The following is a 20044-nucleotide window of genomic DNA, read 5'->3' as shown; positions in this document are numbered from 1 at the left end:
TGTCCCTTCTCGGAGGTACAGCGGGGGTGTCGGGTCAGTGCTTCTGCGTGGGTGCGGGGAGGCCACGCTGGCGGAACCACTGCAGGCGCGCGGTGAGCGGCCGCAACCAGTCGGCCGTGGGCTGCATCGCGTCCAACTGCTCGGCGGCGTCGTCCATCGGTATGGAGCGATCGCCGGCCACGACGAGATCAGCGAGCAGTCGCGCCGCCTTGTAATCCGGCTGGAAGGACAACGCGACCTCCAGGGCGGCGCCGGTGGCGGCCACCTCGCCGCTGAGGCTGAACGCGTGAGCGGCGACGAACGCGGCGGGAGCGACGAACGCGGGGTGCAGGCTCGTGGCCACGCGTGTCCATGTGACGCCCCGGGCCCGGCCGTTGCCGGAGGTGATGGTGGTGAGGGCGTAGTCGCGCAGCCACATGACGTGCAGGGCGATGCCGAGCTTCATCGCCTCCTCGTCGGACAGCTGCTCGCCGCCGTCGCTTTCGTGGTTCAGGGCGTCGATGCGAGGCCGGGTTTCGGCGACGAGCTCGCGCGGGTAGTCGCGCCGGTTGCCGTTGGCGTGGATGCGGTTGAGGATTTCCTGGCAGTGGCCGCGGGTGGCGTGGAGGTCCATGGCGTTGGTTTCCTTTCGGGTCAGCCGAACAGGCTGGTCTGGACGGTGCGGACGGGGGCGGGCTTGGGCATGGTGCACATGACCGCCATGCAGTAGCCGCCACCGGGCGCGAAGGCGGGCACGTGCCGGGTGCCTCCCGAGGGGCGGTACTCGCGGACGGGGCCTTGGCGGTCGAACCAGCCGGGCGGGTAGGCGCGGCGGCAGTCGGCTTCCCAGCGGGGGCGGTCGCCGAGCTTGTAGGGGCGGGGCTCGACGACGGGCATGGTGCGCCAGCCCGGGTAGGCGTGGTCGCAGGCGTCCTCGACCGCGGCGCCTTCGCTGCTGCGGATGGGGCCTTCGTCGCCGCAGGCTCGGCAGGAGGCGCGGTAGCGGGCCACGCGGCGCCGGGCGCCGGTCGGCGGGGCGGGTTCGCCGTCTTCTACGCGCCAGGAGCGGATGGTGGCGCGGCAGTCGTCGCCCGGCGGGCGCGGGTGGCCGGTGGCGGGCTGGCCGGCGCTGGCGGGGATCACGGGTGTCTGTTCCTTTCATTCACGGGCGGGCTGAGCGGGGGGCCGGCCGGGGCGGGTCAGCCGAACAGGGCGCCCTGTACGGCGGCCGGGGTGGGGTGGTTGGGCTGCGGTCGCTGGCGCAGGACGGCCATGCAGTAGCCGCCGCCGGGCGCGTAGCCGGGCACGTGCCGGGTGCCTCCCGGGTTCCGGTATTCGCGGACGGGGCCCTGCCGCTCGAACCAGCCGGCCGGGTAGACGCGGCGGCACTCCTCCTGCCAGCGGGCCAGCGGCTTGCCCTCGTAGGGGCGGTGCTCCATGACGGGCAGGTCCCGCCAGCCCGGGTAGGCGTGGTCGCAGCCGTCTTCGGCGGCCTCGTTCTCGCGGGAGCGGACGGGGCCTTCGTCGCCGCAGCCGCCGCAGTGAGAGCGGTAGCGCATGTGGAAGGTCGGGTCGTGGACGGTCGGCGGGGAGGGTTCGCCGTCCTTGACGTGCCAGTAGCGGACGGTGACCCGGCAGTGGCCGCCCGGGTGGCCGGGGTCGGGGTGGCTGATGGCGACAGACGGTTGGGTGAGCGTCGCGGTCATGGCGCTGGTCGTCCTTTCTTCAGTTCTGGGAGGGGAGCCCGTCGAGCTGGTGGAACAGGTGGATGCGGTCGCGCAGCGGCTGCAACCACTCGGCAGCGGGGGCGCTGGTCAGCAGGCCCACGGCATCGTCCATCCGTAGGGGCAGCACTTCGTGGGCGACGTCGGAGAGGAGCAGCAGGGCGGCTCCGTAGTGCGGGTTGCACGTCAGCGCGACCTCCAGCGCGGCCCGGGCGCTGGGGAAGTCGCCGGCTGAGCTGGCGGCGTAGGCGGCGAGGAACGCGGCGGGCGTGATGAACGCGGGCGGCAGGGTTACGGCGACGGATGCCCACTGTTCAGCGCGAGCCTGGGCGTTGTCGGTGGTGATGTCGGCCCAGGCGCGGTCGCGTAGCCACCAGATGTGCAGGGCGATGCCGAGCTTCATCGTCTCCGCTGCGGTCAGCGGCGCGCCGGCGGTGTCGTCGCCGTACAGGCGGCGGAGCCGGTCGGTGTTCTCGGCGATGAGCTGGGCCGGGTAGTCGCACCGGTTGCCGTTGGCGTCGATGCGCTGGAGGAGGTTCCGGCAGTGGGCGCGGAGGTCGTCGTGGTCGGTCATCAGGGTTCCGCTTCCTCGACGGCCGGGGCGGGCGAGCCACCCCGGCGGGTTGGTGGGTGGGGGGTCAGCGGCGGCTGGCGCGGGTGCCACGCGGCCGGCGGGGGGCGCGGGTCGGGCGGGCGGGGGTCCGCTTGACGCGGCGGGCGATGCGGGCGCCGTGCACGCGGATCGCGTCCGCGGTGCAGCTCGCGCGCACGCAGTCGGCGCACATGCGGTCGGCGCGGGCGCGCACGCAGTCGTAGCCGAGGGAGTCGACGATGTGGGTGGCGCCCTCCGTGAGGGCGCATACAAGGATGGCCCAGGTGGAGGCGGAGAACGCCAGGGTGATCAGGCCGTGCCGGTCGCCGAGCATGCGGGTGATCTCGGCGGCCAGCTCGCGGTACTCGTAGGCGCGGTCTTCGCGCTCGCCGCAGGCGCGGCAGATGTCGTTGCCGTCGGCTTCGGGGCAGAAGCACCAGCCGGGGCCGTCGGAGGCGAAGCCGGCCTCGGCGAGGCCGTCGAGGATGAGCTCCCACTGGGTGCGCCGCAGGGCGGCGGTGATCTTGTGGGTGCGGGTTCCGAGCATGCTGACGCCTCCTGGTGAAGTGGGGGAATCAAGTTCTTATATCAAAATCATATGTTGCCATGACTTTGATAGTACAGCGTTTTCGCAGGTGAGAGCCCAGAAAGTCCCCCCCAGGGGCCGCTTTTCAGCTTCGCGCCGCCGCGTTCAGCCGGTCGCAGATCTCCTGCATGACCTCGCGGCCCGCCTGCAGGGCCGCCCGGCCGGGCCCCTCCCGGTAGGCGAGCCCCGTCTCCAGGTCGAGGACCTCGAAGTGCGTCGGCCACGTCATCGACAGCACCACGTACCGCTCGGACACGTCATACGGCGGCCGCCGCTGCTCGATCCACGCATTGCCGGTCATGAACCAGCCGCCCGTCACGCGGGGGCTGCGCTGAACCTGCAGCCGGGTACAGCCGTCGGCTCGCAGGCTCCGCATGAACTCCAGCGGCGTCGGGTCGCTCTTCCCCGCCCGACGCGCCAGCGGCTCCAGCTGCATGTACGTGGGCTCACCGGCCGGCGGCCCGTCGCACTCCAGCGACGCGATCACCGCCGAGCTGCCCTTGGTGAACCGCAGCCGGGTGCCGTCGACCGCGATCTCGATTGCCGCGCCCGGATCGGCCTCGGCAGCCGTTTCGGCGTGCGCGAGCACCTCGGCCAGGTCGAACATCGTCTGGAACCCGTCCTCCACCTCGGTCATCGTCACCGTTGTTCCTCCTCGTCGTTGTCGTCGTCGATGGGTGGCGCCTGCACCAGGACGGCGCCGCAGCCGCTGCAGAGCAGGTCTTCGCCGCCTGGGTCCAGGTCGACCGTCCACGAGTGGACGTCACCGGCGCGCTGGTCGGCGTCGGCGAGTTGCTGCGCATCCTCGTGCGACAGGCAACCGGGCGCGCACAACACCCGCCGGTCGCTCACCTGGTAGGCGATCGGTTGCGGCCCGGGGGTGCGCGCCCGGAACCCGGCGATCATGCGGCGCCTCCGGCGCCCACACGGGCCGCGCGGCACAAACGGCCGGTTGTGACGATGCTTTTCACGGTCTCCCCTTTCCGCTGTCGCGGCCCGGGGCGGGCGGTCCGCCCCAGGCGGTGGTTCACGGTCGGCTGTTGATCAGGTCGTAGTAGTCGGCCCACACCGCGATCAGCTCCCCCTCGACGAGGGCGAGGGCGGCCAGGCGGCTGCTCCTGGAGGCCGGCCCGTCGGCCTGCTCGACGAACTCCGTGGCGGCCTTCTTGGTGCGGCCCTCCAGGCGCCGGGCGGCGACCAACTGGTGGCGGTGCGCGTCGTAGCGCCCTTCCGCCCGCTGCCGGGCCTCGGCCGAGCCGTAGAAGCCGTTGCGCTTGTCGTCGCGGTCCACGGCCTGGAGCCACTCGCTGCGGGAGCTTTCCTCTCCGACCTGGGCGGCCAGCAGGTTCCGTCCCGCGCGCAGATAGGCGTCGGCGGCCGAGTTGCCGGGGTAGACGAGACGGTCGCGGATCATGGAGGCCTCCAGCACTGCTCGGGTGGGTGGGAAAAGCCGGTCTTTCATATCTAAATCATATCTTACTATCTTTCTGATATTAGAATGTTTGGCGAGATGGAGCGTAGAAAAAGCCTTCCGCGGGCGCACGGCCGACGAAGATCACCCGGAGGCCGGCCGGGTCGCGGGCCGTTTCGAGCAGCGCCCCGCAAGAGCAGACGGGAGGGGGCCTGATCACACCTGTGATCTCGCTTGAGCCGCGGTCAGGTGGTGGGATGGGCGGGCATGCCGAAAGGGGCTGAGATCGGCCGTGGGCGCGCCGTGGCGGGCGGCGGCCGGGGGGCGGGCGTAGCCGGCCAGGTACGACGGCGGTGCGATCTCGCCCTCATCGGCGGCGCGGCGCGCGGCGCGGCACTGCGCCTCGTCGCAGGTGGTCAGCTCACGCCTGACCTCGCACTGCCACTCCCAGGCGCGCGGCCGGGCCCTGCACCAGGAGCACGCCCTCACCGCGTCGGTGCGGGTCGTCGAGGTGACCGTGATGGGCAGCCCCCATTCGGTGGCGGCGCGCAGCATGCTCGCCACCCGGGCGTTGCCGAGCTGGTCGGCGTACAGGTCCCTGGTCGTGCCCATGTAGACGACGCGGTAGAAGCGGCGCGTCCGGCTGGCCCTCACGGTCCTCACGGTGATCATCACGTGTCCTCCATGGTCGAAGCCCCCTGCGGCTGGCAACCAGCCGCACGAGGCTATGAATTTGATATTGATCTGGGCGGCGTCCGGGGTGCTGTCGGCCATGCCCCCGGACGCCGCGCCATGGTCAGCTCAGCCGGATCGGCATGATCAGGTACGTGTATCCGGGGGCGACCTCCCCCTCGGCGGTGATCTCCACGAGGACTGCGGGCAGCGTGTCGCTCGTCATCTGCAGTCGCACCGTGGAGGTCGAGGCCGCGCCAATCCCGTCCAGCAGGAAGCCGTGGTTGAACGCGATCGAGAACGGCTCGCCGCCCCAGGTGACCGGCACCTTCTCGACGCCCTGCGTGTCGCCCCCGCCACCGGCCTCGATCGCCACCTGGCCGTCGGCGAAGCTGAGCCGGATGGGTGTGTTGCGGTCGGCCACCAGCGCGACCCGCTTGACCGCCTCGGTGAACGCGGCGGCGTCCAGGTCGACGTGCAGCGGGAACTCGGTGGGGATCAGCTTGGGGTAGTCCGGGAAGACCGGGCCCAGCAGCCGGGTCGTGGTCCGGCGGCCCGCGCCGGACAGCCCCAGGAGTTCGTCACCGGCCGCGCCCGTGGCGGGCATGGCGACCTCGATTTCGCCGGCGGAAACCAGCGATTTGGTGGAGGCGCTCAGCACTCTGGCGGGCGCGATGAGCGTGGCCGAGTAGTTCGGCGTGGGCGGCTGCCAGGTCAGCTCGCGGACGGCGAGCCGGAATCGGTCGGTCGCCGCCAGCGTGACCTTCTCTCCTTCGAACCGCACGTGGATGCCGGTCAGCATCGGCAGCGTCTCGTCCTTGCCGGCCGCGATGACGACCTGGGCGGCTGCGGCTGCGAAGGCGGCCGCGTCGATCCGGCCGGCCACCGGGGGCATCTCCGGTAGCGTCGGGTAGTCCTCGACCGGCATCGTCAGTAGCGTGAACCGGGCCGCACCGCAGGCCACGATGACCTTGACGCCGTCGACCGTGAAGTCCACCGGCTGAGCGGGAAGGGCCTGCGCGATCTCGGCGAGGACCTTGCCCGGCAACAGCAGTTGCGCGGCGCTGTCGGACTCCGCGGGGATGACCGCCTCGGAGGACACCTCGTAATCGAACGCCGACAGGCGGAGCTCGCCGCCGGCGAGGTCGAGGCGAATCCCGGCCAGCACCGGAACTGAGGGGCGGGAGGGCAGTGAGCGGGCGATCCAGGTGACGGCCTGGGCGAACTCGTCGCGGTCGACACGCCAGGCGGTGGCGGCAGGCGCCTTGACCTTCGGTGCGCTCTCCGGTGCGGCTTCGGCCACGACCTCCGGCGTGCTCTCGGTCACGGCCTCGGCCACGCCCTCCGGCTTGGCCTCCGTCACGGCCTCCGCCTGGGGTGCGGCCTCCGGCTTGCTCTCGGCCGCGACCTTCACTTCGGGTGCGGCCTTGGCGGCCCTCCCCCTGCTCTTGGGCTCTGCCTTGACCCCGGGCTGAGTGGCGGCCCGCGCCCTCCCCTTCGGCTTGGTCTCGGTGGCGGGCTTGGCCGCGGCCCTCGCCCTGCGCTTCGGCCCGGCCTCGGTGGCGGGCTTGACCTCGGTCTCGGTGGCGGGCTTGGTCTTGGTGGCAGGCATGCGAACTCCTCATTGAGAGATGGGATGGGCGGGTAGCCGGCCGGGCGCGGACCGGCTACTCGGGGTTGCTACGGGAGGACCTTCCAGTTACCGGCCGGGAGCTGGCGGACGAGCTGGCCGTAGATGCCGTGCTCATCGACCCTGTTGCCGGTGACGGTGTTCTCGAAGATCCAGCCGCCTTCGCCGCGGGGCTTGCGGCCGTGGCTGGCTTCGAAGCTCAGGGTGTCGATGGCGCACATGGCCGCTCTCCTGGGGGTAGTAATGGCCGGTTGTTATATCTCAATCATAGCAATCCGTGATCTTGATATATATCTGTTTACGGCTTTGAAGTGCAGAAATATCGGTGAGAAGGTCCGGCGCTGCCGCCCTCCGGTGAGTCCAGACCGGCCTCCACGATGGCGTTGCCGATCGTCTCGGACGCCGCCACCCGGCTGCATGCCTCCTGGGAGAGGTCGCCCCACGAGCCACTCGCGCGGACCCGCTCCCATTCGCCGTCCGTCAGCCGCCGCCCCTCGGGCAGCCCCTGGTCCGCGGTGTCACGGCCCCAGCAGGCGACGGTGATGCCGGCGTGGGAGGCGAGCTCCAGGAGCAGGTCCAGGGAGCGCTGCGGCGTCAGTTCCTCGCGCGCGGCCAGCTCGGCGACCCGACCCTCGGCCCACGAGTCGTTACTGGGATACATCGCCCTCCTTCGTGATGCGCACGTAGCTGTACTGCATCCGCTTGCCCGGGGTCACCTTGGACTGCTTGGTGACGGCGACCATCTCGATGCGCCCCTCGTCGATCAGCTCGTGCATCGACGGCGCCTCCCGCACCGGCAGCCAGCCGATCGGCATCCCCGGCCACCCGCCCTGTTCGATCTTGCGGTGTGCGCGGCGGATCGTGGCCAGGACCCACGCCTTGCCATCCTTGCTTGCCGGCGCGAACTCGAACCCCGTCGCGGAGACCAGGGCGGCCACCCGCTCGGCGTCGGCGTCCCGGCGGACCTTCTCGATCAGCGAGACCAGCGCTTCGGAGGATCCGTTCCAGGCGGTGGCGCAGACGAACGCGCGCTCCTCCTGCGCCAGTTCGATGCCGCCCAGCGCGCCGTAGATCTTTTCGCGGCGGGCCTTCGCGATGCGGCTCGCGGTCTCTGCGTAGTCGCCGGCGTTCATGGCCGTCTCCTCCGGGGCGTCAGGCGGCGAGGTTGGCGATGTGGGCCAGGCGGGAGGCGAGCTCCTCGCGCAGGGGCGCGGTCTCCGGGTCGCATCCCTCCTCCAGGTCGGCGCGCATCTCCTCGAGCGCTTCGGCCTCGGTGATGACGTCGACCGGCTCGGCCGGCCCGGACTGGGGGTCGCACAGGATCAGGGTGGCCAGCATTGCCAGCTCGACGCGCTCGGAGGACTCGATCCGGCCGACGAGGGTCCGGGGGCTCACATAGGTTACGGTGAACCGCTCGGTCGGGTGGTGGGGCGAGTGGACGTGGTCGATGCCGGGGGTGCTGCAGGTGATCTTCATGGGTGCGACTCCTTCGTGCTCGGTGGGTGGATGGTCGTGCCGGGGCGGGGCGGGAGAGCAGTGCGCCTCCCGCCCCCGCGGGTCAGTCGTCGAGGTTGGCGGGGTCGACCGAGAGGATGTCGTTGGCCATCTGGACGATCATCTGTCCCCACTTCGCGCTGTCCGTGCCGGCCTCCGGGTCGTTGACGCAGAGCTCGATGTAGTTGAGGACCTTGTGGTGGGGGACGTTCTCGTGGAGGCGGTTGGCCTGGGCGAGCAGGTCGGCCATCTCGGGGGCAGTGAGCTTGGCGCGAAGGTCGGCGGTGAGGGTGTCGAGAAGGTCCATGTCGGGCCCCTTTCCAGGGTTAGAGTGGCGCTTTTTCTTATATCTTAATCATAGCAATCGGTTATTCTGATATACATATTTTGAGCTTCTGGGCCGAAAAAATGTCCGGCTGGTTTTTCGCCCCCAAGCGCACCGGGGCGTTCCACGAGGGCACCCTGAGCAGTGGTCTGCGGTCGCGCACCATGTCCGGCGGGTAGATCGCCGGCCCCGCCGCGATCCGGCCCTGGCGGGCCTGCCTCGCACCACACAGCGCGGCCTCGCCGTCCGCCGGCGGGGCGACCGCCCTTTAAGGTGCGCCGTCCACGGTGGCCGGCATCAGGCGTTCGCCTCCATCGGCGCCTCGGGAAGCCAGGCGCGAACGATGACCGGCGCGCCCTGGTGCTCGCCGGCCGCGCAGTACTCGCCGCCGGTGCCGGTGCCGGTGCGCCTCCAGACCGGGGTGACCCTCAGGTGGTGCGCCCAGGCGTCGACCGCGTCAACACGCTCGGGCGCCTCGCCGCCGTCGCAGACGCCAACCAGCGTTCCAGCGGCGGCGCCCGTCTGCGGGACATGCCAGTTGAGCTCGGCCAGGTCGAGGCCGAGGAGCTCGACCAGGGCGCGAGAGGCGGCCTGCTGCAGGGTTCGGGGGCTACCGTCGCACACGGTGGCGGTCACAGGGTTTCTCCTTCGTTGCCGTTTCTGACGGGTTAGGGGATGGGCGACATCCGCTGCCACTGCTCCCGGGACACACAGGACACAAGCTCTCCCGGGCGGATGTGCAGGATGCCGGTGTTCGGCTGGTCGAGCTGGGGGCGGCTGAGCAGGTCCCAGCGGATCCGCCAGTAGCCACCCCCCATGTCCTTCGTGGCGCGCACCGCGCCGTACGCGTCGCTGGCGCTCAGGATCTCCGATTCGGTGACGCGGACGATGTGGCCGCGCCGGACAGCGGCGGGGTCGACGTGCTGCAGGCTCGGGAGAGTCACGCCACCTCCTGGACGAACAGGTCAAGCTGGGCGGGCCGGGCGGGCTGGGCGTGGTGCTCGGCGTCACCTGGCAGTACGGCCGCGGGGTCGAGTGTGGGGCTGCTGCGGGTGACGTGGTGGATGCAGCAGGAGCCGAGGTGGAACTGGCAGCCGTCGACGAGGCGGCCGCCGGCGCGGCGCGCGGTGTACCAGCCGCGGTTGTGCTCACCGGCCTTGGCGCGGGCCTCGGCGATGGTGTCTGCCCGCACGTACAGGCGCGTGCCGCAGCCGTCGATCTCGCAGTCCAGAGCGATGCGGGAAACTTTGCTCGCCGCCGTCTCCGGGTGCATGACGGCCAGCAGGGCACGGGCCGAGGCCACCGTCTCGACGGCGAAGCCGTGGTCGTCGTCGCACCGCAGCAAGTCCGGATGCTCGGGGCAGGACAGGAAGATGTGCGCGGTCATCGGCTTTCCGCCTTCGAGATCAGATGCAGGAGATGGCCAGCTGGAGGTGGTTGACCGCTTCGAAGTACGTTCCGGCCGGGGCTGCGACCCGGCCGTAGAGGCGGTTCGTCCACTCGTCCGGAGCTCCTTCTTCCCAGACGATCGTCCACTGACGGTCGTCGAAGCCTTCCTCCATGAGGTGGGGCCCATAACCGGGCTCGTGGAGGAAGGCGGCGGCGATGTCGTCGCGGGCCTGCTGGGCTTCGGCGAGGGTGCAGACGCAGGTGAGCTCGTCGAACACGGTGACTCCTAAGGGGCGATAACCAACCATTGTTATATCAACATCATACCTTTTTACTATTTAGATACTCTCCTGGTCGCGGAGAATGACTAAGAAAAATGCCTGGCCGGAGCCCCTCCCGGCCGGTTCCGGCGCGGCCGCCGTGAGACAGCACAACGCCCCCGACCCTCATCGGGGGCGGGGGCGGCGGCCGGGCAGGCGGGCTACCGCTTCAGGGCGTCCGCGCGCACACTCACCGTGCGCTCCTCAACCAGGAGCGGCCGGAACTTCACGATCGCGTTCGACTCCAACATCTCCACCCCGGCCGCGATGTCCCCCCAGGCGACCCTTGCGGTACGCGCACCGGCCACCGCTTGCAGCTCGGCCATTTCGGCCCGCTGGTGCGCCTCGTACGCCATGCGCACGGCAGCCCGCGCAAGAAGCTGCGGAGCCACCTCATTCGGCCACAGATTCCGAGGAGTCCCGGCGTCCACGAAAGGCTTGTACTTGCGCGTCGCGTTCGGCTGGGCAATGCCCAGCTCCTCGGCAATCTCCCGCCACGTGACCTTCACATGGCGCGCGTCCACGATGGCCTGCGCCACGGCCTTCTCCGCCGCCTTCAAATTCCGGTGCGCGACGCCAACGGCTTCCCGCGCGGAGTCCTTCCCATCCTCATTCATAACAAAACCATTGCATACTACTGATCTGATATCAAGGCTGTTCGGTGGTGTCGGCGTTCCGGAACAGCGCAGCGACTGGCCATGGCCTCCACCGGGCACAGGCGGAGGCGCCACGTCGCAATGAGGCCAGGGGCACAGCTCAGGGAGTCAGCTGCACTTTCCGCAGCGACTCCGCCGTACTCCGGCCCCTTTCGATCTTCGCGAGTACCGCGTCCATGACGCCCGCGTACACGTTGCCCGCGAGCATCTCCGGGGTCACGATCTCCGCGATCTCCAGGCTGTCACCCACGGCAAGAGCCACCGTGATCACCCCTGATCGCATGACGGCGTCAACGCGGCCGGCGAACTCCGCACCGTTAGCGGCGCGCAGCTCGGCGACCTGGGCCGGCGACACGGGAACGTACGCCCACACGTTGATGTCCCAGGCGTGGCCTTCGACGCAGTCGAACAGGTAGCGCTGATCGTGCTGTTCGAGCAGTCCGCACGTGGGCCGGTCGTGCCGGTCGAACACCTCGATGAGGCTCGCGCTGTCGGCGGGATCCCACGGCTTCGCTCCGAAGCGGAGGTGAATCTGATCAGGCATCGTTCTCCTCCATCCATGTCGGGCCACCGAAGCAGTCGTTGAAGCGTGCGCTTTCATCGTCTGTCCATTCAGTGTCCCCGTCCAGGCTCACGGACACGTGATTGGGGTTCCTTTTCCCTCCGTCGAGAGTGAGGGTGAACCCGGCTGCGCGGAGCCGGCCCGCGGTTGTACGCCGCACCCCGTCGTGCATGCTGGCACTGCGACGGCCCCGGTACAGCAAGTCGACCACCTCTTTGACGCTGGGCTCTCCGAGCGTGAGCGACAGCCCCTTCTCTCCGAGGCGCAACTGGTTACGGAAGGGGAAGATACAGAACCCAGGGTTCAACCTGTTGCCGAACTGGGTGAGGATCGCATCGTCGGGGATGTCGGGGGGCGGCATAACTCAACATCGTTGCCCCGTTACTGATCGTTAGCAGGGGACTCCTGGAATTCAGCTGCCACGTCGGGGAACTCCTCGGGTGCACCTCGCCCTGACCGGGCCGTGAACGTCCGACGCCCCTCGCATCCGCACGATACGAGGGGCGTCGTCGCATTGGGGCGCTTAGAGCACGCTCACGAAGATGATCGCGTGGTTCAGCACATCGTTCAGAATGTTGATCATGACCTGCTCCTTTTCGCTGTTATCAACTGGGCTGTCTGTCCCTCGGCCGCGGCCCGAGGCCGCCCGCGGAGGCCCGCGCGCATAGCCGCGCCCGCTCATAGCCGGCCCTGCTCGGGGCAGTGAGCCAGGCGTACACCGCCGTCCGCCTGGCGCCAGTGGCCGGCACACTCCAGCGTGTTGCCCCGCACGAGGTACACCGCGGCGTGCAGCCGCGCCTTCGCCCCCCAGGTCATTGCGGAGGCGCGCCCGCGCACGAGCCTGGGCAGCCTTGGTCGGCCAGCAGGTTCAGGCCCGGAGCGGCGCTGGACTGGTCGGCCGTCAGCGGGCTGGACTGCTCGCAGACGGTCATCTCCCCGCCGGGTGCGGCCGCAACGCCGAGGAGGTCGCCGCGGGGCGCGGTGCCCGCGCCGGAGCTGGGGCATCCGCCTGGGCGGGCATCCGGGTCGGGGGCCAGGGCGAGTCCGGCGTTCGCCCACATCGCGACCTGCCTCAGGTGCCAGAGCGCACCGTCCAGCTCGTTGCTCGGCGGCACCGTGTCCGCGAGCTGGTGGGCCAGGGTCCGGCAGCCGTCCCGGACTGTGACGTGCGCCTGCCGGCGCGTGTCGGACTGCGGCGGGTGGAAGGTGAACCACTCGTCGACCTGGTCGTGGATGTCGCGCATGTTCCTATCCCCTGCCTCGTGTTGAAGGTGTCGGCCGGCCAGGGCGGCGCCGGCGGGAGGGCCGTCGCTCACGCCTCGATGCCATTCCGCACACCCCCGCCATTAACAATCTTCGCGTTGTGTGTCGGGGCCGCGGGGGCGGGCTGGTGCGCCGTGGTCGTGACGGTCTTCACGGGGGCGGTGGCGCCGGTCCTGCGCTTCTCCGCGTCCGCTTCCCGGGCAGTGGTGTACGGGGCGCTCTCGGTGCCGTCGTTGTAGACGACGACGAACCGGCTGGCCTGCTGGTTCCTCTTGTTGCAGCCGCATCCCATGGGGTCCTCCTATCGAATGCCGGCGGCCGCGCGGCCGCGTCGGCGAGCAGGTGCGAGGCACGTCATGCGCCGCTGCACACGCCTTGGTCGATCGTGTACAGCAGTTGGATCGCCCAGCTGCGCCAGGCGACGACCTCGAGTTCGGCTGTGTGACCGGGGCAGTGCGCGCACCGGCCGAGCAGCCGGTGCGCGGATTCGCTGTGCCCGATCGAAATCCAGTCGCGCGGCGGCGCACCGGTCGACGGGCAGCGTGTGCTGCGCGGGATCGGCGCCACGCGGCTCGCCGACGGGTCGTAGGCGCAGGGGTCTTCACCGGCGTAGGCGTCCAGGTCGATGCCGGTCGCCAGCAGCGCGGCCCGGCACTGCTCGCAGATGCCGGGGCCGCCGCACCGCCACCCCCACGATTCACGGCGGGCGGCGTAGACGACTTCCCGCCACTCCTGCCGGCACACCTGGCACTCGGCTGGGCCTCCGCACCGCGCCTTACCGCCGTCCGGCAGGGGGATGACCCAGCCGTGCGCGCCCATCGGCGGGTTCGGCGGCGCCTGCCCGGCCGGGCTGCTGTGGTCATCGGCGTGCTCAACGGGCGTGAACTCAGCGATCTTGCCCTGCGGGTCGAAGGTGAGCTGATGCTCGGTGAGGGGGATGTGGTGGGAGCAGCTGGTCATCCAGGCGATCACCCGGGAATGGGGGGCTTCCCGCATGCCTGGAGTGATCTCGGCGTTGTCGTAGTCGACGATGACGGGGGCGACGGTGCAGCGTTGCCCGCACTGGGGGCAGGCCGTCCTGTACGGCTCTGCTGTGCCCGGGATCAGCGCTTCAAGCTCAGGCATTGTCGTCTTCCTCGAAGGCGGTGCGCGCGGCTTCGACGGTGTCGAAACGGCCGGACAGCGGGCCGGTGCGGTCGGAGATCCGGAAGAACAGCTGGTTGTCCTTGCGCAGGAAGTAGATGCGGCGGTCGCGGTGCTCCTCGACGAGGCCCTCGGGGTAGCCCAGGGCCAGCCGGCCGCCGGGCGTCGCGTGGTCGTGGGCGTGCTGCAGCAGACCTTCGGGGAGGTGCACGTCGATGTGGAGCTGCTGGTGGATCCGCTGGTACAGGCCCGTCAGCAGGAACGCGAACTCGATGTCGCCGGGCGGTGTCGGCCCGACCTCGGCGGTGATCGCCGTGATGCGGCGCATCAGGTTGCGGCACTGGGGCGACTGCTCGGGCGGGTTGGTGCGGCTGCGACGGTGGGCGGCGGCCAGGTCGTGCCACAGCTCGGCCAGCTCTTCCCGCAGGGCCGCGCGGAGGCGGCGCAGGTCAGTCACTGGCCGTCCTCTGCTCGGGGACGCCCGCCGGCTGCGCCATCGCGTCGTCGATGGCGGCGTTCACGGCAGCCAGCGCGGTCGGGTACGGCGCCAGCGCTCGTGCGATGACGGCTGCGAGGGAGCGCCACAGGTGCGGCTGGTCGGCCGGGACCATCGCCCAGCCGGGGTGCCCGCAGCGGCGGGCGCAGAACGCGGCTTTCGGCTGCAGGAACAGGCCGCCCACGATGTGCTCCAGGTCGTGGCCGTGGCGGGCGCACTCCAGCCGGTCGAGTTCGGCCTGGGCGCCGCCCAGCGTGTAGAGCGGCTCGTCGGCCGGGACGCTACGGGCGTTCACGTTCATCTCCTGTCGTCAGGGCCCGCATCAGCCAGCGCGTCTCGTGCGGCTGCCCGGAGCGCAGCAGGTCGCGGACGTACCCGTCGACGACGGTGATCAGGTCGTCGCGGTGGGGCAGGACCTGCGTCAGGCAGGTCCAGGCGTCGGCGAGCAGCCGGTCCAGGTCTTCCTCGGGGGCCGGGATCTCGGTGTGGAGCTCCCAGGCGGGCAGGTGCTGGTACTGGGAGCGGCGGTCCCGGGTCAGGAGCCGTTTACCGGCGACCTCAAGCGCCCGCATCACCGCGACGTTGGCGGCCAAGGCGACGCAGTCGGGGTCGTCGGCGTCGACCGGCCGAGCGGGCGAGGTCACCGGGCGGCCCCTCAGTCGTCCAGCTGGGTGGCGGCGATGCCGTACAGCCAGGACGCGCCGAACCCGGTGGCGATGAGCCGGAACCAGGTGCGGTCGCCGTAGCGGTAGGCGAGGGGGACGGCGACGGCGGCAACCCAGATGGAGGCGCACCAGCCGCAGCCGACCAGGTAGGCGGCGCGGGATTCCGGGCCGAAACGGCGGTCGACGTATTCGCGTATCGGCCTGGCCAGCTCGTCAGAGGTGATGAACCGCGTGACGCGGAACACGATCGCCAGGACTGCGAGGATCAGCGGTATGGGCACAGTGATCGACTGTATCCACATGGGTTCAAAGGGCGAGTCAGGCCCGCTTTGCCGTGTCCTGGGGTGCGGCGGGGCGCGGGTTGGCCCAGGAAGCGACGACCGCTTCCCAGTGGCGAGCGCACTTGTCGCAGTACCAGCCGTTGAGGAACCGGCGGGTCGGGATACGGCCGCAGCGCTTCGGGGCGCCGTCCACCATCGTCACGTAGGTGCACGGCGCCCGGTACTTCAGGTGGTACTCGGTCACCCGTTGATCGGGCCGGCGTCGAGCGGGGCACCGCAGGCGACCAGCGCCATGACGGCGAACAAGGCGGTGTATCCGGCGATCAGCTGGGACAGCGCCAGGTACGCGGCGTAGGCGAGGATGGCGACCGAGGCGACCGCCGCGGCGGTGAGGATCAGGGCCCGGGTGCGGGCAGCGGCGGGCGGCGGCGGGGCGGGCCGGCGCGGCGGCCGGGCAGGCGTGATTTGAGGCATGAAGGACTCCCCCGAGTTCCCTGGTGGCGGTAGTTCAAACCCTATCGAGGTGAGGGGGGACAATTAGAAGTGTTCCTCCTGCGACCCGCCGGGCTTTGCTCAGCTCATCCACCGGCTCGTCCGGTGGAGACGGCTCGGCGTAGCGCCGCGATGAAACCGCGGGTTTTGTGGCTCGGATCGGCGGCGGCGAGAACGTCGGCGAGGGTCTGCGCGGACGCCAGGTCGAGCGAGGCGGATGCGCCGGGTGCGTTGATGAACACCTGGGGGTTGTCCGGCTGGCCGCGCAAGTCGACGCGCATGACGGCCACGAACGACACATGGTCGGATAGGTCGCCCCACTGGACGGGGCCCAGGTGGACGATCGTGGGGGCGCTGCCGCACAGGTCGACGGTGAAAGGCACGTCGTCGTGGGTTTGGACGCACCACGGCGGGCAGCCCAGCGTGCTCTTACGCGCGCTGTGCTGCCCGCCGGTGCCGGCGCCGGTCACCTCCGTCCTTCGTGGGTGTCGCGCCGCCGGAGCATCTCCTGCTGCGCGTTACCTGCGGAGGAGCTGGTGCGGTGCAGCAGGTCGCCGGCGTGGCTCAGCTTGTCGGCCGCGGCGGCGGCCCGGACTTCGACGACGTCCCAGTGGCGGGTGTCGGCGTGGTCGCCGGCGGCTTCGGCGGCGGCGACGTCGCGCACTTCGCCCGCGAAACCGCTCAGGTGCCCGACGGCCTCGCCGACGTCGCGGAGCATGTCAGCGAGACCAGCCGTGTAGGTGATCATGTCGTTGGTGTTGTCCGGCGGCGCGTGGCGGATGGGCAGGCCGCGGACGGCGCGGGCGGCGGCCTTGAGGGTCTGCAGCAGCGCCCACGGATCTGTCGGCATCATCGGCACGAGCAGTTCCTGTTCCCACTGCGCGACGTGCGGGCTGGCGCCTCGGCCGGTGGCGCGGTACTCGGCGATCGTGAGGGCGGTGATCGCTTGGTTGCGGCTCAGCGCGCTGCGCCGGCCGGTGACGACCCACAGCTCGGGCTCGCCGGGCGCGGAGACACGTTCGGCGTTGACCGGGGTGAGGCGGCTGGTCATCGCCGCTTCGGTGATGGTGATCGTCATCGCTGGGGGCTCCTTACAGGTTGGCGAACAGGACGAAGACAAGGAAGATCGCGGTCCAGCCGAGGGTCGCCACGCTGGTCAGGTCGACGGGGCGACGCGTCAGGCCGCAGCGGATCAGGTCGAGGCCGGCGAGCATGACCCCTACGCCGATGACGAGGGCGCGGCCCTCGTCCAGGTGCAGGACGGCCAGTAGCTCCCAGCCGCCGGTCCGGGCGGCGGCCAGGACGGCGCCGATCAGGGCGGCGCCCGTCAGGGCCATTGAGGCGGTGGCGACGCGGGCGCGCCAGCGAGCCCTGGGGGGCGTTGCGGCGCCCATCAGATGGCAGCCGTGAGCTGACCGAACAGGAAGTCGAGATACAGGGCGCTGAGCATGGCGCTGCCGATGAGGGTGCAGTAGACCAGGCCGCCGATGGGGTGGAGGACGGCGTACAGGTTGAGGCCGCGGTGCCGCTGACTGGTGAACAGCTCGTACCAGGCGGCCAGTTCAGCGCGGCCGCGCCGGGTGCCGGCCTGGAATGCCCAGGCGAGCCCCAAGGCGATGAACAGGGAGGTCCAGGAGGAGTGCATCAGGAGGGCCAGCAGGAAAAGCAGGGGTGGGCTCACCAGCCGGTCGGGGCGGTCTTCTTCGACGTGGCCGCTGGTGGTGCGCTCGGCGTTCTTGGCGCGGCGGCGCATTTCCCAGGTGATGCCGACCGTGAGGAACAGCAGGATCGTGGCGAGCGCGATCCGCCACTCGGTGAAGGTCAAGTCAGGCAGCAGGGAGCCGCTTTGGGGGGCTGTGAGACGCATGGCGGGCCTTTCGGTGCGGGTTGGTGAGGTGGAGGGCCAGTGTTCGGCCGGGCAGCTGTCGGCCGCATGACGAGCACCGCGGCCGACAGCGGGAACACGACGCGGAAGCCGATGTTCACGGCCGGCCGGATGCGAATTCGGCCTGTCCCTGCAGCGCCTGTTCGGAGGCCGTCTCCAGGTAGCCGGAGGCGGACGCGAGCTGCCGATGCGCGTTGCCGGCGCGGTCGGCGGTGACGCCCCAGGGGTGCGAGCGCAGGTCGTGCCCTATGTGGTCTGTGGCGGCGGCAACTCGGCTGCAGGAGCTGGCGAGGCACGCGGTGCCTCGGGAAAGGTGGGCGAACAGGGAGCTGTAGTCGCCGTTGAACGTGCCGTCGGACTGGAGGGCGGCGTCCAGGTCGATGAGCATGAGAGCGGCCCGGGCGGCGATCGCCACCGGGCAGTCGATCGGGCCTCGTGCGTCCTGCTGGGCGATCACCCTGTGCACGGCTACCGGCAGGTCGGCGTCGGTGACGCCCGTCAGCGCTGTGAGGGTTTTGCCGGTGCCGGCGTCCAGCAGCGCGACGCGGTAGGTCAGCGGTTCGCCGAGCGGGGTCACTTCGATCTGGTAGCGGTCGGCCGCGAACGCAGGGGTGTCGGTGTGGGTGGGCGACATGACGGGGTCCTTTCCACGGGGCAGGGCGGAGTGCCGGGTTTCGGCGCTGTCGGCGTGCCACAGGCAGGTGTGGAGGTGGAGGGTCACGGCTGGGCCGCCTTCATGGCGGCTGGGTGGCAGCAGTCGATGACGAAACGGATCGCGGCGTCGGCGCCTCTGACGTGGACGGCGATGACGCCGGCGGGGGCGCCCGTCTGCCAGGCCGGGCGGGGGCGGCACATCTCACCGCCGAGGGCTTTGAACGCGTCGGCCCACTGCTGGCTGGTCTGGTCCGGCTTGCAGATCCCCCGTTCCAGCCACTGGTCCCGTTGGTAGATGACGGTCACTTCGGTCGCTTCGCGCACTGCTCCTCCAGGTGCTGCCGGGCTGGGCGGCTGGTGTGCGCTACGGGCGGTCGATGACCGTGCAGGCGGCGTCGGTGTTCTGCGGCTGGGTGACGTCACGGAAGAGTTGAATCGGCCCGTTGGTGTTGTTGAGGTGCTGCCAGCTCCAGCTCGTGCCGTCCGCTGACACCATGGTCGGGCCGGAGCCCTCGGCGGAGCCGCAGGCGAACCATTCAGCGCCGGAGTGGTCGGTCCAGATCTGGCCAGGCAGGGGCCTGCCGTCGGCCGGGCAGGCGCGGGTGACCTGAACGCACGCGTCCGGCCCGGCGAGCGGCAGCTTGGTTTGGCGGCCGTCGGCGAACGCGATGACGTACCGGTCGGGGGCGGGGCGGGACACGATGTGGACGGTCGCCGACAGGTGGAGGGTCTCGCCTACGGCGTACACGGGGGTGATCATCTGCTGGTGCTCGCTTTCGCTGGTTGACGGATCGGTGACGGTCGCCCGGGATTACGACAGGGCGGGCTTCCAGCCGGTTGGGCTGCGGTCGACGAGGGACGCGTCGGCCGTGAGGTGGACGGCGGCCTGCAAGGTGTGGATCTCGTCGAGGACGGCGCGGTCGGAGACGGTGGCGGCGGCGTGGCGGGGGACGACGAGGATGGCTTCCCGGCCGGCGGTCAGGCGGTAACCGAGGTGGGCGGCCGGTCCGCCGTCGCGCTGACCGGCGACGTACCCGCCGGTGATGAGGGTGGCCTGACCGGTGCGGAAGTCGCGGGCGTAGTCGCAGGGGCCTTCGCCGTCGTAGACGCGCTGCGCGCGGATCCACGGCGTCTGCGCGGGAGGGTGGGCGGTTCCGTCGGCTTCGGTTTGGAAGACGATCCAGATGCCGGGGGTGTCCTCGACGATGACGGCGTCTCCCACGTTGAGGGTCGACGGGTCGGTGGGGGTCATATGGTCCTTCCGGTCAGGCGGCCCGGCGGGCGGGCTGTGCGGCGGTGAGGATGGTGGCGGCCGCCCGGTGGTAGCAGCGGCGCTGCTTGATTCCGGCCGGGCAGGTGCAGCCCTGGAGGGCGACGAGGTAGGTCGTGGTGCCGTCGCTGCTGACGGCGGTCCAGAGGTTCGGGCGGCTGGTGGGGACGACGCCGCCTTGCTCGATCACTTCGTGTGCTCGTTCGATCTGGGCGGGCTTGTAGTCGGTCAGTGCGACTGTGCGGGCGGCGGCCTGGACGAGGTTCCGGCAGCGGCGGCCACGCCGGTTGGCGATCGATTCGGCGGAGCGGAGCTTGCGCCCGCACCGCAGGCAGTTGACCGTCTCCACCTGGTTTCCCTCCCTGTGGCCTCAATCAATGATGCAATTCTTACACTACAGTGATGGGGGTACAGTTGCAAGTGTTACCGTACAGGAGGTTGGAGAAGTGTCGAGGAGAGTTCGCAGGTCAGGGGTCCGGAAACGACGAACGCCCAGGTCGTGGGACCTGGGCGTTCGGACTTTCTCCTCGCTATGAGCCGTTGCAGGCCGCCCCC

At 70.5% G+C, this 20044-nt stretch carries 40 protein-coding genes; all 40 read right to left on the bottom strand.

The window, feature by feature from the left end:
- Positions 1–34 precede the first annotated feature (34 nt).
- A complete protein-coding gene (locus ACIHAD_RS12450) occupies positions 35–613 on the bottom strand; it encodes a DUF4192 family protein (RefSeq protein ID WP_397354442.1) in 579 nt (192 codons plus the stop codon).
- Positions 614–633: 20 nt separating this feature from the next.
- On the bottom strand, positions 634–1122 hold the full coding sequence (locus ACIHAD_RS12445) for a DUF6349 family protein (protein WP_397354441.1): 489 nt from the start codon (positions 1120–1122) through the stop codon (positions 634–636).
- A 56-nt stretch (positions 1123–1178) separates the two neighbouring features.
- On the bottom strand, positions 1179–1685 hold the full coding sequence (locus ACIHAD_RS12440) for a DUF6349 family protein (RefSeq protein WP_397354440.1): 507 nt from the start codon (positions 1683–1685) through the stop codon (positions 1179–1181).
- A gap of 19 nt (positions 1686–1704) precedes the next feature.
- Positions 1705–2277 carry a DUF4192 family protein gene (locus ACIHAD_RS12435; RefSeq protein ID WP_397354439.1) on the bottom strand — a complete coding sequence of 191 codons (573 nt, stop codon included), beginning with the start codon at positions 2275–2277 and terminating at the stop codon, positions 1705–1707.
- Between the two features lie 64 nt (positions 2278–2341).
- Entirely contained in the window at positions 2342–2842 is a 501-nt protein-coding gene (locus ACIHAD_RS12430; RefSeq protein WP_397354438.1) for a hypothetical protein, read from the bottom strand.
- Positions 2843–2966: 124 nt separating this feature from the next.
- Positions 2967–3524, bottom strand: a complete 558-nt coding sequence (locus ACIHAD_RS12425) for a hypothetical protein (RefSeq protein ID WP_397354437.1) — start codon at positions 3522–3524, stop codon at positions 2967–2969.
- Entirely contained in the window at positions 3521–3787 is a 267-nt protein-coding gene (locus ACIHAD_RS12420; protein WP_397354436.1) for a hypothetical protein, read from the bottom strand. The genes ACIHAD_RS12425 and ACIHAD_RS12420 overlap by 4 nt, the downstream gene beginning before the upstream one ends.
- 121 nt (positions 3788–3908) lie before the next feature.
- Positions 3909–4295, bottom strand: a complete 387-nt coding sequence (locus ACIHAD_RS12415) for a hypothetical protein (RefSeq protein ID WP_397354435.1) — start codon at positions 4293–4295, stop codon at positions 3909–3911.
- A 213-nt stretch (positions 4296–4508) separates the two neighbouring features.
- Positions 4509–4967 carry a hypothetical protein gene (locus ACIHAD_RS12410; protein ID WP_397354434.1) on the bottom strand — a complete coding sequence of 153 codons (459 nt, stop codon included), beginning with the start codon at positions 4965–4967 and terminating at the stop codon, positions 4509–4511.
- A gap of 121 nt (positions 4968–5088) precedes the next feature.
- Positions 5089–6267 (bottom strand): DNA polymerase III subunit beta, encoded by a 1179-nt coding sequence (dnaN, locus tag ACIHAD_RS12405; protein ID WP_397354659.1) that lies wholly within the window; start codon positions 6265–6267, stop codon positions 5089–5091.
- 377 nt (positions 6268–6644) lie between these two features.
- Positions 6645–6815 (bottom strand): hypothetical protein, encoded by a 171-nt coding sequence (locus ACIHAD_RS12400; RefSeq protein WP_397354433.1) that lies wholly within the window; start codon positions 6813–6815, stop codon positions 6645–6647.
- Positions 6816–6892: 77 nt separating this feature from the next.
- Positions 6893–7255, bottom strand: coding sequence for a hypothetical protein (locus tag ACIHAD_RS12395; RefSeq protein ID WP_397354432.1), 363 nt, complete (start codon positions 7253–7255; stop codon positions 6893–6895).
- Positions 7242–7727 (bottom strand): hypothetical protein, encoded by a 486-nt coding sequence (locus ACIHAD_RS12390; protein ID WP_397354431.1) that lies wholly within the window; start codon positions 7725–7727, stop codon positions 7242–7244. The genes ACIHAD_RS12395 and ACIHAD_RS12390 overlap by 14 nt, the downstream gene beginning before the upstream one ends.
- Positions 7728–7746: 19 nt before the next feature.
- On the bottom strand, positions 7747–8070 hold the full coding sequence (locus ACIHAD_RS12385; RefSeq protein ID WP_397354430.1) for a hypothetical protein: 324 nt from the start codon (positions 8068–8070) through the stop codon (positions 7747–7749).
- 82 nt (positions 8071–8152) lie between these two features.
- Positions 8153–8395, bottom strand: coding sequence for a hypothetical protein (locus ACIHAD_RS12380; RefSeq protein ID WP_397354429.1), 243 nt, complete (start codon positions 8393–8395; stop codon positions 8153–8155).
- Between the two features lie 315 nt (positions 8396–8710).
- Positions 8711–9049 carry a hypothetical protein gene (locus ACIHAD_RS12375; RefSeq protein ID WP_397354428.1) on the bottom strand — a complete coding sequence of 113 codons (339 nt, stop codon included), beginning with the start codon at positions 9047–9049 and terminating at the stop codon, positions 8711–8713.
- A 32-nt stretch (positions 9050–9081) separates the two neighbouring features.
- Positions 9082–9357, bottom strand: coding sequence for a hypothetical protein (locus ACIHAD_RS12370; RefSeq protein WP_397354427.1), 276 nt, complete (start codon positions 9355–9357; stop codon positions 9082–9084).
- A complete protein-coding gene (locus ACIHAD_RS12365; protein ID WP_397354426.1) occupies positions 9354–9800 on the bottom strand; it encodes a hypothetical protein in 447 nt (148 codons plus the stop codon). The genes ACIHAD_RS12370 and ACIHAD_RS12365 overlap by 4 nt, the downstream gene beginning before the upstream one ends.
- A 19-nt stretch (positions 9801–9819) precedes the next feature.
- A complete protein-coding gene (locus ACIHAD_RS12360; protein ID WP_397354425.1) occupies positions 9820–10080 on the bottom strand; it encodes a hypothetical protein in 261 nt (86 codons plus the stop codon).
- A gap of 203 nt (positions 10081–10283) precedes the next feature.
- Complete coding sequence (locus ACIHAD_RS12355) at positions 10284–10739, bottom strand: hypothetical protein (RefSeq protein WP_397354424.1); 456 nt, start codon at positions 10737–10739, stop codon at positions 10284–10286.
- Positions 10740–10878: 139 nt separating this feature from the next.
- Complete coding sequence (locus ACIHAD_RS12350) at positions 10879–11322, bottom strand: hypothetical protein (RefSeq protein WP_397354423.1); 444 nt, start codon at positions 11320–11322, stop codon at positions 10879–10881.
- Positions 11315–11701, bottom strand: coding sequence for a hypothetical protein (locus ACIHAD_RS12345; protein WP_397354422.1), 387 nt, complete (start codon positions 11699–11701; stop codon positions 11315–11317). The genes ACIHAD_RS12350 and ACIHAD_RS12345 overlap by 8 nt, the downstream gene beginning before the upstream one ends.
- A gap of 451 nt (positions 11702–12152) precedes the next feature.
- The gene (locus tag ACIHAD_RS12340) at positions 12153–12584 is read right to left on the bottom strand and encodes a hypothetical protein (protein ID WP_397354421.1); all 432 of its coding nucleotides are present in this window, start codon (positions 12582–12584) and stop codon (positions 12153–12155) included.
- Between the two features lie 68 nt (positions 12585–12652).
- Complete coding sequence (locus ACIHAD_RS12335) at positions 12653–12895, bottom strand: hypothetical protein (RefSeq protein ID WP_397354420.1); 243 nt, start codon at positions 12893–12895, stop codon at positions 12653–12655.
- Positions 12896–12957: 62 nt separating this feature from the next.
- Positions 12958–13728, bottom strand: coding sequence for a hypothetical protein (locus tag ACIHAD_RS12330; protein WP_397354419.1), 771 nt, complete (start codon positions 13726–13728; stop codon positions 12958–12960).
- Complete coding sequence (locus tag ACIHAD_RS12325) at positions 13721–14203, bottom strand: hypothetical protein (protein ID WP_397354418.1); 483 nt, start codon at positions 14201–14203, stop codon at positions 13721–13723. Before ACIHAD_RS12325 ends, ACIHAD_RS12330 begins: the two co-directional genes overlap by 8 nt.
- A complete protein-coding gene (locus ACIHAD_RS12320) occupies positions 14196–14537 on the bottom strand; it encodes a hypothetical protein (protein ID WP_397354417.1) in 342 nt (113 codons plus the stop codon). The genes ACIHAD_RS12325 and ACIHAD_RS12320 overlap by 8 nt, the downstream gene beginning before the upstream one ends.
- Complete coding sequence (locus ACIHAD_RS12315) at positions 14524–14886, bottom strand: hypothetical protein (protein ID WP_397354416.1); 363 nt, start codon at positions 14884–14886, stop codon at positions 14524–14526. The genes ACIHAD_RS12320 and ACIHAD_RS12315 overlap by 14 nt, the downstream gene beginning before the upstream one ends.
- Positions 14887–14897: 11 nt before the next feature.
- Positions 14898–15188 (bottom strand): hypothetical protein, encoded by a 291-nt coding sequence (locus tag ACIHAD_RS12310; protein WP_397354415.1) that lies wholly within the window; start codon positions 15186–15188, stop codon positions 14898–14900.
- Positions 15189–15225: 37 nt separating this feature from the next.
- Positions 15226–15432, bottom strand: coding sequence for a hypothetical protein (locus ACIHAD_RS12305; protein WP_397354414.1), 207 nt, complete (start codon positions 15430–15432; stop codon positions 15226–15228).
- Positions 15429–15662 carry a hypothetical protein gene (locus ACIHAD_RS12300; RefSeq protein WP_397354413.1) on the bottom strand — a complete coding sequence of 78 codons (234 nt, stop codon included), beginning with the start codon at positions 15660–15662 and terminating at the stop codon, positions 15429–15431. Before ACIHAD_RS12300 ends, ACIHAD_RS12305 begins: the two co-directional genes overlap by 4 nt.
- A 104-nt stretch (positions 15663–15766) precedes the next feature.
- Positions 15767–16150, bottom strand: a complete 384-nt coding sequence (locus ACIHAD_RS12295) for a DUF6907 domain-containing protein (protein WP_397354412.1) — start codon at positions 16148–16150, stop codon at positions 15767–15769.
- The gene (locus tag ACIHAD_RS12290) at positions 16147–16758 is read right to left on the bottom strand and encodes a hypothetical protein (protein ID WP_397354411.1); all 612 of its coding nucleotides are present in this window, start codon (positions 16756–16758) and stop codon (positions 16147–16149) included. Before ACIHAD_RS12290 ends, ACIHAD_RS12295 begins: the two co-directional genes overlap by 4 nt.
- A gap of 13 nt (positions 16759–16771) precedes the next feature.
- Entirely contained in the window at positions 16772–17017 is a 246-nt protein-coding gene (locus ACIHAD_RS12285; RefSeq protein ID WP_397354410.1) for a hypothetical protein, read from the bottom strand.
- 56 nt (positions 17018–17073) lie between these two features.
- A complete protein-coding gene (locus ACIHAD_RS12280; RefSeq protein WP_397354409.1) occupies positions 17074–17505 on the bottom strand; it encodes a hypothetical protein in 432 nt (143 codons plus the stop codon).
- A gap of 157 nt (positions 17506–17662) precedes the next feature.
- Positions 17663–18286 carry a hypothetical protein gene (locus tag ACIHAD_RS12275; protein WP_397354408.1) on the bottom strand — a complete coding sequence of 208 codons (624 nt, stop codon included), beginning with the start codon at positions 18284–18286 and terminating at the stop codon, positions 17663–17665.
- A complete protein-coding gene (locus ACIHAD_RS12270; RefSeq protein ID WP_397354407.1) occupies positions 18283–18543 on the bottom strand; it encodes a hypothetical protein in 261 nt (86 codons plus the stop codon). The genes ACIHAD_RS12275 and ACIHAD_RS12270 overlap by 4 nt, the downstream gene beginning before the upstream one ends.
- A 40-nt stretch (positions 18544–18583) precedes the next feature.
- Positions 18584–18979 (bottom strand): hypothetical protein, encoded by a 396-nt coding sequence (locus tag ACIHAD_RS12265; RefSeq protein ID WP_397354406.1) that lies wholly within the window; start codon positions 18977–18979, stop codon positions 18584–18586.
- Positions 18980–19030: 51 nt separating this feature from the next.
- Positions 19031–19471: a hypothetical protein gene (locus ACIHAD_RS12260; protein WP_397354405.1), complete on the bottom strand. Its 441-nt coding sequence runs from the start codon at positions 19469–19471 to the stop codon at positions 19031–19033.
- 13 nt (positions 19472–19484) lie between these two features.
- On the bottom strand, positions 19485–19838 hold the full coding sequence (locus tag ACIHAD_RS12255; protein WP_397354404.1) for a DUF6011 domain-containing protein: 354 nt from the start codon (positions 19836–19838) through the stop codon (positions 19485–19487).
- Positions 19839–20044 lie beyond the last annotated feature (206 nt).

The organism is Nonomuraea sp. NPDC052265, from assembly GCF_044547985.1.
GTDB lineage: Bacteria > Actinomycetota > Actinomycetes > Streptosporangiales > Streptosporangiaceae > Nonomuraea.
This window is presented reverse-complemented; position numbering and strand designations above follow the sequence as displayed.